This is a genomic window from Streptomyces sp. NPDC003247 (assembly GCF_042888135.1).
In the GTDB taxonomy this organism is placed as follows: Bacteria; Actinomycetota; Actinomycetes; order Streptomycetales; family Streptomycetaceae; genus Streptomyces.
Genome location: NZ_JBIAPF010000001.1, coordinates 109010 through 121733, shown reverse-complemented (window position 1 = coordinate 121733; position 12724 = coordinate 109010). Strand labels below are relative to the sequence as shown.

Annotated in this window: 14 protein-coding genes; 9 read left to right on the top strand and 5 right to left on the bottom strand. The window is 74.1% G+C overall.

Annotated features, from left to right (window positions below; all coding sequences use genetic code 11):
* The first annotated feature begins 74 nt into the window (after nucleotides 1-74).
* The 9 genes from ACFYWQ_RS00500 (at nucleotide 75) to lgt (ending at nucleotide 7113) form a co-directional block, all read left to right on the top strand.
* Complete coding sequence (locus ACFYWQ_RS00500; protein ID WP_389511543.1) at nucleotides 75-725, top strand: TIGR02234 family membrane protein; 651 nt, start codon at nucleotides 75-77, stop codon at nucleotides 723-725.
* Nucleotides 726-948: 223 nt separating this feature from the next.
* Nucleotides 949-1200 (top strand): HGxxPAAW family protein, encoded by a 252-nt coding sequence (locus tag ACFYWQ_RS00495; RefSeq protein ID WP_389511542.1) that lies wholly within the window; start codon nucleotides 949-951, stop codon nucleotides 1198-1200.
* A 95-nt stretch (nucleotides 1201-1295) separates the two neighbouring features.
* Entirely contained in the window at nucleotides 1296-1742 is a 447-nt protein-coding gene (locus ACFYWQ_RS00490) for a DUF2752 domain-containing protein (RefSeq protein WP_389511541.1), read from the top strand.
* Nucleotides 1743-1881: 139 nt separating this feature from the next.
* Nucleotides 1882-2691, top strand: coding sequence for an indole-3-glycerol phosphate synthase TrpC (trpC, locus tag ACFYWQ_RS00485; protein WP_389511540.1), 810 nt, complete (start codon nucleotides 1882-1884; stop codon nucleotides 2689-2691).
* A gap of 21 nt (nucleotides 2692-2712) precedes the next feature.
* On the top strand, nucleotides 2713-2934 hold the full coding sequence (trpM, locus tag ACFYWQ_RS00480) for a tryptophan biosynthesis modulator TrpM (RefSeq protein WP_389511539.1): 222 nt from the start codon (nucleotides 2713-2715) through the stop codon (nucleotides 2932-2934).
* A 57-nt stretch (nucleotides 2935-2991) separates the two neighbouring features.
* On the top strand, nucleotides 2992-4275 hold the full coding sequence (gene trpB, locus ACFYWQ_RS00475) for a tryptophan synthase subunit beta (RefSeq protein WP_389511538.1): 1284 nt from the start codon (nucleotides 2992-2994) through the stop codon (nucleotides 4273-4275).
* Nucleotides 4272-5090 (top strand): tryptophan synthase subunit alpha, encoded by an 819-nt coding sequence (gene trpA / locus ACFYWQ_RS00470; protein WP_389511537.1) that lies wholly within the window; start codon nucleotides 4272-4274, stop codon nucleotides 5088-5090. Before trpB ends, trpA begins: the two co-directional genes overlap by 4 nt.
* A gap of 108 nt (nucleotides 5091-5198) precedes the next feature.
* Nucleotides 5199-5975, top strand: coding sequence for a DsbA family protein (locus ACFYWQ_RS00465; RefSeq protein WP_389511536.1), 777 nt, complete (start codon nucleotides 5199-5201; stop codon nucleotides 5973-5975).
* Between the two features lie 82 nt (nucleotides 5976-6057).
* A complete protein-coding gene (gene lgt / locus ACFYWQ_RS00460) occupies nucleotides 6058-7113 on the top strand; it encodes a prolipoprotein diacylglyceryl transferase (RefSeq protein WP_389511535.1) in 1056 nt (351 codons plus the stop codon).
* Between the two features lie 143 nt (nucleotides 7114-7256).
* Here the strand turns inward: lgt and ACFYWQ_RS00455 are convergent, their stop codons facing one another.
* The 5 genes from ACFYWQ_RS00455 to ACFYWQ_RS00435 are packed head-to-tail and all read right to left on the bottom strand — an operon-like array spanning nucleotide 7257 to nucleotide 12721.
* A complete protein-coding gene (locus ACFYWQ_RS00455) occupies nucleotides 7257-8066 on the bottom strand; it encodes an HpcH/HpaI aldolase/citrate lyase family protein (protein ID WP_389511534.1) in 810 nt (269 codons plus the stop codon).
* On the bottom strand, nucleotides 8063-9298 hold the full coding sequence (locus ACFYWQ_RS00450) for a CaiB/BaiF CoA transferase family protein (protein WP_389511533.1): 1236 nt from the start codon (nucleotides 9296-9298) through the stop codon (nucleotides 8063-8065). The genes ACFYWQ_RS00455 and ACFYWQ_RS00450 overlap by 4 nt, the downstream gene beginning before the upstream one ends.
* The gene (gene rbsK, locus ACFYWQ_RS00445) at nucleotides 9295-10188 is read right to left on the bottom strand and encodes a ribokinase (protein WP_389511532.1); all 894 of its coding nucleotides are present in this window, start codon (nucleotides 10186-10188) and stop codon (nucleotides 9295-9297) included. The genes ACFYWQ_RS00450 and rbsK overlap by 4 nt, the downstream gene beginning before the upstream one ends.
* Nucleotides 10185-11549, bottom strand: a complete 1365-nt coding sequence (locus ACFYWQ_RS00440; protein WP_389511531.1) for an ADP-ribosylglycohydrolase family protein — start codon at nucleotides 11547-11549, stop codon at nucleotides 10185-10187. Before ACFYWQ_RS00440 ends, rbsK begins: the two co-directional genes overlap by 4 nt.
* A complete protein-coding gene (locus ACFYWQ_RS00435; protein ID WP_389511530.1) occupies nucleotides 11537-12721 on the bottom strand; it encodes an ADP-ribosylglycohydrolase family protein in 1185 nt (394 codons plus the stop codon). The genes ACFYWQ_RS00440 and ACFYWQ_RS00435 overlap by 13 nt, the downstream gene beginning before the upstream one ends.
* Nucleotides 12722-12724 lie beyond the last annotated feature (3 nt).

The following is a 12724-nucleotide window of genomic DNA, read 5'->3' as shown; positions in this document are numbered from 1 at the left end:
GCGGGGCGTCCCGGGGCGATGGGGCGCGCGTCACGCGAACCCCGGGTGACGGTTCGCCCGGGGTTCAGGCGATAGTGGAGTACGTGACTGCTGTACCTCACCCCCGTGCCCAAGCCGCCGCCCCCGCCCGGTCCGGCCGCCGGAGCCTCGCCCTCGCCCTGCTGTGCGGTGCGCTGGGCGCGGCCGTGGCCCTGCTCTCCACCCGGCAGCGCTGGTCGGCGGGCACCGCGACGGTGGCCGGCGGCGCCTTCCCCCTCACCGCCAACGGCAGCGACGTCACCGGCGTCCCCGCCGCGCTCGCCATAGTGGGCCTCGCCGCGCTCGTCGCCGTCTTCGCCGTCCGCAGGGCCGGCCGCCTCGCCGTCTCCGGCCTGCTGGCGCTCTCCGGCGCGGGCATCGTCGCCGCCGCCGTGCTCGGCGCGTCCGACAGCTCCGCGCTCGACGAGAAGGCGGCCCAGGCCTCCGGCGACACCTCCGCCACCGTCGCCTCGCTCACCCACACCGCATGGCCGTACGCCGCGGCCGTGGGCGGCGTCCTGATCCTCCTGGCCGGCCTGCTCGCCCTGCGCTACGGCCGGCTGTGGCCCGCCATGTCCGGCCGGTACGAGCGCGGCGGCACCCCCCGCCCCCGGCGCCGGGCCCGGCCCGTCGACCCCGACCGGCCCGAGGAGATGTGGAAGGCACTGGACCGGGGCGAGGACCCCACGGGCACGGACCCGGCCTGACCGGCCTGGCCCTCCGCCGGCCGGTCCCGCTCCCGAAGCGGTGCATCGGACGGTGTGGTGCATCGGACGGTGTGGTGAATCAGACGGTGTGGTGAATCAGACGTCCCCGGGACACCACCCCCGGGCACGGCACGCCCCCCACGTACGGGACAATGGACCACGAGCCTCCGGCTCGCGCACGTACACCACGTACGCAACACAGACAGCAACGAGGAGCAAAGTCATGGCGGGCAGCAGCCACGGACACACCCCGGCCGCCTGGACCGGTGTCATCATCGCCTTCATCGGTTTCTGCGTCGCGGGCGCGTTCATGGTCATGGCCGAGCCGCTCGGCTTCTGGGCCGGCATGGTGATCGTGCTGCTCGGCGGTGTCGTCGGTGGTGTGATGCGCACCATGGGCCTGGGCCAGCCGAAGCAGGAGCAGTCGGCGCACCGGGTGACGGCCACGCGCGAGCCGGCGACCGCCGAGGGCTGAGCCCCCCGTACGACCACGCCCGTGGGGCGGCCGGTTCGCACCTCGCACGGTGCGCCGGCCGCCCCACGCGCGCGTGCGACCCCGGGCGGGGCACAATGCGAGACGTGCACCCCGACCGCCAGAGCGTGACACCGCCCGCCCCGGGGACCGTCCTGGGACGGCTCGCCGTGCCCGCCGGCCTCCTCGCGGCCGTCGCCGGGGCCTTCGCGTACGTCGGAGCCGTCGACCCCAACGAGCCCGGCCACTACCCGGTCTGCCCGCTGCTGAGCGTCACGGGCCTGTACTGCCCCGGCTGCGGCGGTCTGCGCAGCGCGCACGCCTTCGCGCACGGCGACCTCGTGACCGCCCTGCACGCCAACGCGCCGGCCGTCGCCGCCTACGTGGCCTTCGCCGTGCTGTGGACCGTCTGGGTGGTCCGCGCGGCCCGCGGACGCCCGCCGCGCCTCGACCCGCGGCCGGTGCACCTGTGGTCGCTGGGCGCGTTGCTGCTGGTCTTCACGGTGGTCCGGAACCTTCCGTTCGGCGGCTGGCTGCACCCGTGACCCGCCGGGCGCCGCGTCCACGTGGTGGGACCGGCGTCAACCGGATGCGAGGCCTTCGCCCTCCTCCGGATACCATCGCAGTGACCACGGTTTCCACTGGTCGCCGCAACTGTCCACCGTCTGGAAGGGGGCCGCTCGCGTGAGTGTGCTCGACGAGATCATCGACGGAGTCCGTGCCGACCTCGCGGAGCGGCAGGCGCGCGTGAGCCTCGACGAGCTCAAGGAGCGCGCGGCGAAGGCCCGCCCCGGCAAGGACGGTGTCGCCGCGCTGAAGGGCGACGGCGTCAAGGTGATCTGCGAGGTCAAGCGCTCCAGTCCCTCCAAGGGCGCGCTGGCCGCGATCGCCGACCCGGCCGGGCTGGCCGCGGACTACGAGGCGGGCGGCGCGGCCGTCATCTCCGTCCTCACCGAACAGCGCCGCTTCGGCGGCTCCCTCGCCGACCTCGAGGCGGTCCGCGCGCGTGTGGACATCCCCGTCCTGCGCAAGGACTTCATCGTCACCTCGTACCAGCTGTGGGAGGCCCGCGCCTACGGCGCCGACCTCGCGCTGCTGATCGTGGCGGCCCTGGAGCAGCCGGCCCTCGAGTCGCTGATCGAGCGCGCCGTCTCCATCGGCCTCACCCCGCTCGTCGAGGTCCACGACGAGGACGAGGTCGAGCGGGCGGTGGACGCCGGCGCGAAGATCATCGGCGTCAACGCGCGCAACCTGAAGACGCTGGAGGTCGACCGGGGCACGTTCGAGCGCGTCGCCCCCGAGATCCCGGACCACATCGTCAAGGTCGCCGAGTCCGGCGTGCGCGGCCCGCACGACCTCATCGCCTACGCCAACGCCGGCGCCGACGCGGTCCTGGTCGGCGAGTCCCTCGTCACCGGCCGCGACCCGAAGACCGCGGTCGCCGACCTGGTCGCGGCGGGGGAGCACCCCGCACTCCGGCACGGCCGCGGCTGATCTCCCGCTAGGCTTGGCCCGATGACCCCGACGCCCCCCTCCCCGGCCACGGACCGGTACGCCCGCCTCGCGCGCGGCTGCCGCCCCCGTGGCTGCCGGGCGCCCGCGCGGCGGGTGCACGGCCGGCGGGTCCGCTACGTCATCGGGGACGAACCCGGGCAGGTCAACGGGCGTCGATGGCAGCGCCCCGTAAGGGGCGCGGGGAACTGCGCGATCGACCACGGACGGCCTGCGGCCGTCTGACGAGCCCCGCCCCCACGGCGAAGGTGTCATTTTCCGCACTCACCGTGAGGTTTCCGCATGCCCAGCGAGTTCTTCATCCCCGACCCCGAGGGTCAGGTCCCCAACCCCGAAGGCTACTTCGGCGCCTTCGGCGGCAAGTTCATCCCGGAGGCCCTCGTCGCCGCCGTGGACGAGGTCGCCGTCGAGTACGACAAGGCGAAGCACGACCCCGAGTTCGCCCGCGAGCTCGACGACCTGCTGGTGCACTACACCGGCCGGCCCAGCTCCCTCACCGAGGTGCCCCGGTTCGCCGAGCACGCCGGCGGCGCCCGGGTCTTCCTCAAGCGCGAGGACCTCAACCACACCGGCTCCCACAAGATCAACAACGTGCTCGGCCAGGCGCTGCTCACCCAGCGCATGGGCAAGACGCGCGTGATCGCCGAGACCGGCGCCGGCCAGCACGGCGTCGCCACCGCCACCGCCTGCGCCCTCTTCGGGCTCGAGTGCACCATCTACATGGGCGAGATCGACACGCAGCGCCAGGCGCTGAACGTGGCCCGCATGCGCATGCTCGGCGCCGAGGTCGTCGCGGTGAAGTCCGGCAGCCGCACGCTCAAGGACGCCATCAACGAGGCCTTCCGCGACTGGGTCGCCAACGTCGACCGCACCCACTACCTGTTCGGCACCGTCGCCGGGCCGCACCCCTTCCCGGCCATGGTCCGCGACTTCCACCGCGTGATCGGCGTCGAGGCCCGCCGCCAGATCCTGGAGCGCGCCGGACGCCTGCCCGACGCGGCCGTCGCCTGCGTCGGCGGCGGCTCCAACGCCATCGGCCTCTTCCACGCCTTCATCCCCGACACCGGCGTACGCCTCATCGGCTGCGAACCGGCCGGGCACGGCGTCGAGACCGGCGAGCACGCGGCGACCCTCACCGCCGGCGAGCCCGGCATCCTGCACGGCTCCCGCTCCTACGTCCTCCAGGACGACGAGGGCCAGATCACCGAGCCGTACTCCATCTCCGCCGGTCTGGACTACCCGGGCATCGGCCCGGAGCACTCCTACCTGAAGGACTCCGGCCGCGGCGAGTACCGCGCCGTCACCGACGACGCGGCCATGCAGGCCCTGCGCCTGCTGTCGCGCACCGAGGGCATCATCCCGGCCATCGAGAGCGCCCACGCGCTGGCCGGCGCCCTGGAGGTCGGCCGGGAGCTGGGCGAGGACGGGCTGATCGTGGTCAACCTGTCCGGCCGCGGCGACAAGGACATGGACACGGCCGCCCGCTACTTCGGCCTGTACGACACCGACGCCGAGGTCGCCGAGGACGCCACCGGCACCGCCGAGATCGAGGGGGACGCCAAGTGAGCGGCACCATCCACCTGCTGTCCGACACCCTCGCCGCGGCCAAGGCCGAGGGCCGCTCCGCCCTCATCGCCTACCTCCCGGCCGGGTTCCCGACCGTCGACGGCGGCATCGAGGCGATCAAGGCCGTCCTGGACGGCGGCGCCGACATCGTCGAGGTGGGTCTGCCGCACAGCGACCCCGTCCTCGACGGCCCGGTCATCCAGACCGCCGACGACATCGCCCTGCGCGGCGGAGTGCGGATCGCCGACGTCATGCGCACGGTCCGCGAGGCCCACCGGGCCACCGGGAAGCCGGTGCTCGTCATGACGTACTGGAACCCCATCGACCGCTACGGCGTCGAGCGCTTCACCGCCGAGCTGGCCGAGGCGGGCGGCGCGGGCTGCATCCTGCCCGACCTGCCCGTGCAGGAGTCGGCGCTGTGGAGGGAACACGCCGAGAAGCACGACCTCGCGACGGTCTTCGTCGTGGCCCCCAGCAGCAAGGACGAGCGGCTCGCGCAGATCACCGCGGCGGGCAGCGGTTTCGTCTACGCCGCCTCGCTGATGGGCGTCACCGGCACCCGCGAGTCCGTCGGAGCGCAGGCCCAGGACCTGGTCGGACGCACCCGCGCCACCGGCACCGAACTGCCGGTCTGCGTCGGCCTCGGCGTCTCCAACGCCGCGCAGGCGGCCGAGGTCGCCGGCTTCGCCGACGGCGTGATCGTCGGTTCCGCCTTCGTCAAGCGGATGCTGGACGCGCCGGACCACGCGGCCGGCCTGGACGCCGTCCGCGCGCTCGCGGGCGATCTCGCCAAGGGCGTGCGCGGCCAGGCGTAGCCGACGGCCGCCGCGGCGGTCAGTTCCGTACGCACCGTACGGCTCACCCGAACGGGTGGACATGGGACCGGGGAGGCGCGCTGCGCCTCCCCGGTTCGTTCTGGGGGTGTGAGCGAGAAGAATCGTGAAGGGAAGCGCACCGCCAGGGAGCGGCTGGCGGTCGAGCGCGAGAAGCAGAAGGCCGCGGAGCGGCGGCGCCGGACGCTGATCGTCGCCGCGAGCGTCGTGTGCGTGCTGGGCCTGGCGGCGGTCGTCGGCGTCCTCGCGGCGAACGCCGGCAAGGACGAGGTCAGCGACAGCGCGGGCCCGGTCGTCGCGCCCTCCGGCGCGCAGGGCGAGGACGCCCTCGCCCTCCCGGTCGGCGAGGACGGCGCCGGCTCGACGCTCACGGTCTGGGAGGACTTCCGCTGCCCGGCCTGCAAGTCCTTCGAGGACAGATACCGCTCGACGATCCACGAGCTGACCGACGCCGGGAAGCTGAAGGTGGAGTACCACCTGGCCACCCTCATCGACGGCAACATGGGCGGCACCGGCTCGCGCAACGCGGCCAACGCCGCGGCCTGCGCCCAGGACGCCGGCAAGTTCGCCGCCTACCACGACGTTCTCTACCAGAACCAGCCCGCCGAGACCGACGACGCCTTCGCGAAGAACAGCAGACTCATCGCACTGGCCGGCAAGGTCGACGGCCTCGACACCCCCGCCTTCCGCACCTGCGTGGAGAAGGGCACCCACAACAGCTGGGTCGCCAAGTCCAACGAGGCCTTCCAGAAGGGCGGTTTCACCGGCACGCCGTCCGTGATGCTCAACGGCAAGAACATCTACCAGGACCAGACGATGACGCCGGAGAAGTTCCGGCAGATGGTGGAGGAGGCAGACCAGGGGTGAGCCCAGCTCCCCGGCCCGTTATGGAGCCGTAGCCGGGCTGCCCGTCGTGGGCCCGGCGCGGCAGGGTAGCGTCGACCTTGCCATGGAACTTGCCTACATTCCGAGCCCGTCGCGCGGGGTGCTGTACCTCGGCCCCGTTCCGCTGCGCGGCTACGCGTTCTGCATCATCATCGGCGTCTTCGTCGCGGTCTGGCTCGGCAACAAGCGCTGGGTCGCCCGGGGCGGGCGGGCCGGCACGGTGGCCGACATCGCCGTCTGGGCCGTGCCCTTCGGCCTGCTCGGCGGCCGCCTCTACCACGTCATCACGGACTACGAGCTGTACTTCAGCGAGGGCCGTGACTGGGTGGACGCCTTCAAGGTCTGGGAGGGCGGACTCGGCATCTGGGGTGCGATCGCGCTCGGTGCGCTGGGCGCGTGGATCGGCTGCCGCCGCCGTGGCATCCCGATGCCCGCGTACGCCGACGCCGTCGCCCCCGGCATCGCCCTCGCCCAGGCCATCGGCCGCTGGGGCAACTGGTTCAACCAGGAGCTGTACGGCAAGCCGACCGACCTTCCCTGGGCGCTGCACATCACGTCCGCCGCGGACGGCCGGGTGCCGGGTTACTACCACCCGACCTTCCTGTACGAGTCGCTGTGGTGCATCGGTGTCGCGCTGCTGGTGATCTGGGCCGACCGCCACTTCCGGCTGGGCCATGGCCGGGCGTTCGCCCTGTACGTCGCCGCGTACTGCGCGGGGCGCTTCTGGACCGAGTACCTCCGTGTCGACGACGCCCACCACATCCTGGGCCTGCGGCTGAACAACTGGACCGCGGTGGTCGTGTTCCTGCTCGCCGTGGTGTACATCGTGGTGTCGGCGAAGAAGCGGCCGGGCCGTGAAACGGTCGTGGAGCCGGACGCCGTGTCCGCCGACGGGGAGTCCCCGGCCGACGCCGAGGACGGCTCGAAGACCGACGCGAAGGACGACGCGAAGGACGACGGCTCGAAGTCCGGTGCGGAGGACGACGGCGACACCGGCATCGCGAAGGCCGGGGCCGACGCCGGCGAGGGCCCGCGGGACGGTGCCGGGCCGGACAGCGAGGACGACGGCGCGAAGGACGCGGCCGAGTCCGAGTCGGAGGCGGCGGGCAGGAAGAGCTGACGCACACGCCGGGCCGAACACCGTCGGCCGACGACGGCCGTCGGCGACCGCCGCGACCGCACGACGGCGAGGGCGCCCGGGAGACCTTCCCGGGCGCCCTCGCCGTGTTGCGGGTCGTACGGCGGTGGTGTGCGGGCCGGGGACTAGATCCGGCGGGCCAGTGACAGTGTCCGCCGGGCCGTCGCCACCACCGCCGCGTCGATGAAGCGGCCGTCCGGCAGGGCCTGGGCGCCCTGTTGGTGTGCCGCGGCCTTGACGATCGTCTCCGCCTCCTCGATCTCCCGCTGGGTGGGCAGGTAGGCCCGTTCGATGAGCGGGAGCTGACGGGGGTGGATGGCGGCGCGGCCCAGGAAGCCGAGGGTGCGGCCGTGGGCGCAGGTGGCCGCCAGACCCTCCAGGTCGCGGGTGTCGGGGTGCACCGACTGCGCGGGCGGTGCCAGGCCCGCCGCCCGCGCGGCGACGATCACCCGGGAGCGGGACCAGTCCAGGCCCGCGTCCTCCCGGATGCCCAGGTCGGCGCGGAGATCCGCCTCGCCCAGGGAGACACCGCGCAGGGCCGGGTGCGCGGCGGCGATGGCGTAGGCGCGCTCGACGCCCAGGGCCGTCTCCAGCAGGGCGTGGAACGGGCCCGGGGTGTGCTCGGCGATACCGGTGATCTGGGCGGGCGAGGTCACCTTCGGCAGACGCAGCCCGCGGACGCCGGGCAGGGCTGCCACGGCCCGCAGGTCGGCGGCGGCCCAGGGACCGTCCAGGGCGTTGATCCGGACGTGCACCGGCACCGGGGGCTGTTCGGACAGGAGTTCGGCGGTGGCCGTGCGGGCGTACTCCTTGCGGTCGGGGGCGACCGCGTCCTCCAGGTCGATCACGACGACGTCCGCCCCGCAGACCAGGGCCTTGGCGACGATGTGCGGGCGGTCGCCGGGGGCGTACAGCCAGGTCAGCGGATGGATCACAGGGCGCCCTCCGCGCGCAGGGCGGACAGGTCGGCGGCGGTCAGCCCGAGTTCGGTGAGGACCGCCTCGGTGTCCGCGCCGTGCGGCCGGCCCGCCCAGCGGATCGCGCCGGGTGTCGAGGAGAGACGGAAGAGGACGTTCTGCATACGGATCGGGCCCAGTTCGGGATCGTCGACGGTGGTGACCGTGTCGAGCGCCTGGTACTGAGGGTCCGTCATCACGTCGCGCACGTCCTGCACGGGGGCGACCGCCGCCTCCGCCTTCTCGAAGGCGGCGAGGACGTCGGTGCGGGTGTTCGCGGCGATCCACCGGCCGACGGCCTCGTCGAGGACGTCGGCGTGGGCGGCCCGGCCCGCGCCCGTCGTGAACCACGGCTCGTCGATCAGGTCGGGGCGGCCGACCAGCCGCATGACGCGCTCCGCCACCGACTGGGCGGACGTCGACACGGCGACCCACCGGCCGTCCGCCGTGCGGTAGGTGTTGCGCGGGGCGTTGTTGGCGGACCGGTTGCCGGTGCGTTCCTGCACGTAGCCCAGTTGGTCGTACCAGAGGGGCTGGGGGCCGAGGACCGTCAGGATGGGTTCGATGATCGCCATGTCGACGACCTGTCCCTCACCCGTGCGGTCGCGGGCGGCGAGGGCCGTCATCACCGCGTACGCCGTGGCCAGGCCCGCGATGGAGTCGGCGAGGCCGAAGGGCGGGAGGGTCGGGGGCGCGTCGGGTTCGCCGGTGATCGCGGCGAAGCCGCTCATCGCCTCGGCGAGGGTGCCGAACCCGGGGCGGTGGGCGTAGGGGCCGAACTGGCCGAAGCCGGTGACGCGGGTGAGGACCAGGCGGGGGTTGACCGCGGAGAGTTCCTCCCAGCCGAGGTCCCACTTCTCCAGGGTGCCGGGGCGGAAGTTCTCGATGATCACGTCGGCGGTGGCGGCGAGGCGCAGGAGGGTGGCGCGCCCGCCGGGCCGGGAGAGGTTCAGGGTGACGGTCCGCTTGTTGCGGGCGAGGATCTTCCACCACAGGCCGACGCCGTCCTTGGACGGGCCGTGGCCGCGGGACGGGTCGGGCCGCTCCGGGTGCTCGATCTTGACGACCTCCGCTCCGAAGTCGCCGAGCATGGTGGCGGCCAGGGGGCCGGCGAAGAGGGTGGCCAGGTCGAGGACGCGCAGTCCGCGCAGGGGCGCGGTGCCGGTGCCGGAGCCGGTGCCGGTGCTGGTGCCGGTGCGGGTGCCGGTCACGACGCGTACTGCCGGTCGATCTCGGAGCGGTACGGCATCGACGCCGACGCGCCCGCCCGCTGGACCGACAGCGCGGCCGCCGCGGCCGCCCAGGCCAGGGCCTCGGGCACGGGACGCTCCTCGCCGAGGGCCACGGCGAGGGCGCCGGCGAAGGTGTCGCCCGCGCCCGTGGAGTCCACGGCGGTGACGTGCGGCGCGGGGACGGTCAGCGGCTCGGTGCCGCGGGCCGCGTACAGGCTGCCCGCCGCACCGAGGGTGACGACGACCTCGGGGACGCTGTCGAGGAGGGCGAGGGCGGCCTCGCGCGGATCGGTGCGGCCCGTGAGCGCGGCGGCCTCGTGCTCGTTGGGCACCAACAGGTCGGTGCCGGCGAGGAGTTCGGCGGGCAGTGGTTGGGCGGGGGCGGGGGTGAGGAGGGTGCGGACGCCATGGGCGCGGGCCGCACGGGCGCCCGCCACGACCGCCGCGAGGGGGATCTCCAACTGGAGCAGCAGTGTGTCGGCGGAGGCGATGAGACCCTCGTCGCCGGGGACGAGGTGGTCGACGGTGCCGTTCGCGCCGGGGACGACGACGATCGCGTTGCCGCCCTCGTCGTCCACGACGATGTGGGCGGTGCCGGAGGGGCCCTCCACCGTGCGCAGGTGGTCGGTGTTGACGCCGGAGTGTTCGAGGGTGGAGCGCAGCCGGCTGCCGAAGGCGTCGTTGCCGACGGCGCCGATCATCGAGACGGTGGCGCCGGCGTGGGCCGCGGCGACCGCCTGGTTGGCGCCCTTGCCGCCGGGGATCGTGCGGAACTGCCGTCCGGTCACGGTCTCCCCGCGCTGCGGGGCCTTCTCGACGTAGGCGACGAGATCCATGTTCGTGCTGCCGAGCACGACGATGTCGGTCATGGGCGGGATGCCTCCCGGTGGGTCAGGTGGGCGAGGGTGTCGAAACCGGTGCCGTCGAAGTCGGCTACGGAGGTGGCCAGACGGTTCTTCAGGGGGGCCGTCCAGTGGTCGGGGAGCGCGTCGGGCGCGCCGGCCAGGAGCGCGGCGACGCCGCCGGCGAAGGCGCCGTTGGAGTCGGTGTCCCAGCCTCCCGACACGGCACGGCGGACGGATCCGGTGAAGTCGCCGCCGGCGTGGGTGAGGGCGGCGGCGACGAGCGCCGTGTTGGGGATCGCGTGCACCCAGTGGTGGGTCGCCGCGTGGGTGACGTGGAGTTCGTCCACGACCGTGTCGAAGTCCTCGTGCGCGTGGGCCAGCCGGACGGCGTGGGTGACCGCTCGGGCCAGGCGGGAGCGGGGCGGGACCACGGCGAGGCCGGTGCGCAGACAGGCGTGCACGTCGTGGGTGCCGCCGGCCGCGGTCGCGATGACGGCCGCCGCGAACATCGCCGCGTAGACGCCGTTGGCGGTGTGGGTGAGGGTGGCGTCGCGGTGGGCCTGGGCCGCGGCGGCGGCCGGGTCGCCGGGGTTGGTCCAGCCGTGGACGTCGGCCCGGATGAGGGCGCCGATCCACTCCCGGAACGGGTTGCGCCGGCGGGCGGTGAGCGGGGGTTCGACGCCGGCGAGGAGGTTGCGGTAGGCGAGGCGTTCGGCGGTGAAGGTGCGGCCGGCGGGGAGTTCGTCGAGCCAGACCCGGGCCACGTCGGTGGTGGTGAAGTGCCTGCCGTGGCGTTGCAGCACGAGGAGGTTGAGGAGGGGGTAGTTGAGGTCGTCGTCCTCGGGCATGCCGTCGATGTTCTCGGCGAGGGAGGTGCCCGCCGAGCGGCGGTTCCAGGGGTGTGCCGCGAGGACGTCCGGGGGGACCCCCCGAGCGGTGAAGTAGTCGGCGAGGGGCCAGTTCCCGGTGGCCCGGGCGAGGGCGCGGATGCCGTCGAGGGGGAGTTTCTCCACCGGCTTGCCGAGGAGGCAGCCGACGGCCCGGCCCAGCCAGGCCGCCTCCAGGGCGGCCACGGGGACGGTGCGTCGGGCGCCGGGCGCCTGCGGCCACTCGGGGCAGAGCGACCGGATGCGCTCCAGGTCCGTCGGCTCCTCCTCCGCCAGGCGGCTGGGCAGGTCGGCCAGTTCGTCCAGCAGGTCCTCGGCCAGCAGACGCAGGTAGGGGGAGGCCCGGCGGGGGGAGGCGCCCGCCCGCAGCGGGGCCTCCCGGCCGCCCGCCGCCGCCCAGCGGGCCGCGATCGCCGACGGTTCGCGGCCGTCCTGGACGGCCTGCCGCAGTTCGTGGCCGACGAGGTCCTCCGGCTGGACCCAGGTCAGTCGGAGCATCCCCGTCCCCCGATCGCGGTGAACGCCCGCTCGTGGGCCCGACGGCGTTCGAGGTCCTTGCCGAAGATCTCCCGGGCCACCTCGGTGAGGGTCCTCGCCGGTTCCCACAGGTCCAGGCGGCTGGCCTCCGCCACCCGCTTCGACCAGTCGTCGGGGACGGGGGAGCCGAGGGCGCCGGCCAGCGCGCCGGCCATCGTCGCGATCGAGTCGCAGTCCCGGCCGTAGTTCACCGCGCCCAGCACGGCGTGCCGGTAGTCGCCGCCGGCGACCAGCACCATCCCCAGGGCGACGGGGAGTTCCTCGATCGCGTGCAGCCGGGACGGGCGGCGGGCGGCCAGGGACGGGGCCCGGTAGTCGGGGCCCACCGTGTCGTAGGGGGCCACGGCCTCGCGCAGCGGTGTCAGGGCCGACTCGAAGTCCCCGTGGCGCGACGCCGCTTCGCACACCTTCTCGATCGCCGTGCGCGTGCCGTCCTTGGCCAGGGACAGACACGCCGTCACCACCGAGTCCGCCGTCGCCCCGGGCGCGCAGGCCGCCGCCACCGCCGCCGCGAAGACACCCGCCGCCTCCCGGCCGTACGACGACTGGTGGGCGCCCGCCACATCGATCGCCTCCGCGTAGGCGGCCCGCGGGTTGGCCGCGTTGACCAGGCCGACCGGCGCCATGTACATCGCCGCACCGCAGTTGACGATGTTGCCGACGCCCGCCTCGCGGGGGTCCACATGGCCGTAGTGGAGCCTTGTCACCAGCCACTTCTCGGCCAGGAAGACACGGTGCAGGGGGAGCGCCTCGGCCTCCAGCTCGGGGATCCAGCGGGGGTTCGTGATCAGGTCCGGCACCAGGTGCTCGGCGAGCGCGTAGGCGTCCAGGTGGTCGCGGACCGTGGCGTAGACCCTGATCAGCGCGTGCGTCAGCAAGGTGTCGTCGGTGACGTGGCCATCGCCCTTGTGGTACGGGGCGAGGGGGCGGGCGGTGCGCCAGTCGTCGCCGTTCCAGGGGCCGACGATGCCGTGGACGCGGCCGCCGTGGCGCTGGACGATCTGGTCGGGGGAGTAGCCCTCGACGGGGCCGCCGAGGGCGTCGCCGACGGCCGCGCCGACCAGGGCGGCCGTGACACGGGCTTCCAGGGACTCCCCCGGACTTTGGTGACGTTCTTCTGTTTTGGGTGTCATGCC

Coding starts and splice junctions, on each gene's coding strand:
- ACFYWQ_RS00495 (WP_389511542.1), top strand. CDS start 949: ATGGCGGGCAGCAGCCACGGACACACCCCGGCCGCCTGGACCGGTGTC.
- ACFYWQ_RS00490 (WP_389511541.1), top strand. CDS start 1,296: ATGCGAGACGTGCACCCCGACCGCCAGAGCGTGACACCGCCCGCCCCG.
- trpM (WP_389511539.1), top strand. CDS start 2,713: ATGACCCCGACGCCCCCCTCCCCGGCCACGGACCGGTACGCCCGCCTC.
- trpB (WP_389511538.1), top strand. CDS start 2,992: ATGCCCAGCGAGTTCTTCATCCCCGACCCCGAGGGTCAGGTCCCCAAC.
- lgt (WP_389511535.1), top strand. CDS start 6,058: ATGGAACTTGCCTACATTCCGAGCCCGTCGCGCGGGGTGCTGTACCTC.
- rbsK (WP_389511532.1), bottom strand. CDS start 10,188: ATGACCGACATCGTCGTGCTCGGCAGCACGAACATGGATCTCGTCGCC.
- ACFYWQ_RS00440 (WP_389511531.1), bottom strand. CDS start 11,549: ATGCTCCGACTGACCTGGGTCCAGCCGGAGGACCTCGTCGGCCACGAA.
- ACFYWQ_RS00435 (WP_389511530.1), bottom strand. CDS start 12,721: ATGACACCCAAAACAGAAGAACGTCACCAAAGTCCGGGGGAGTCCCTG.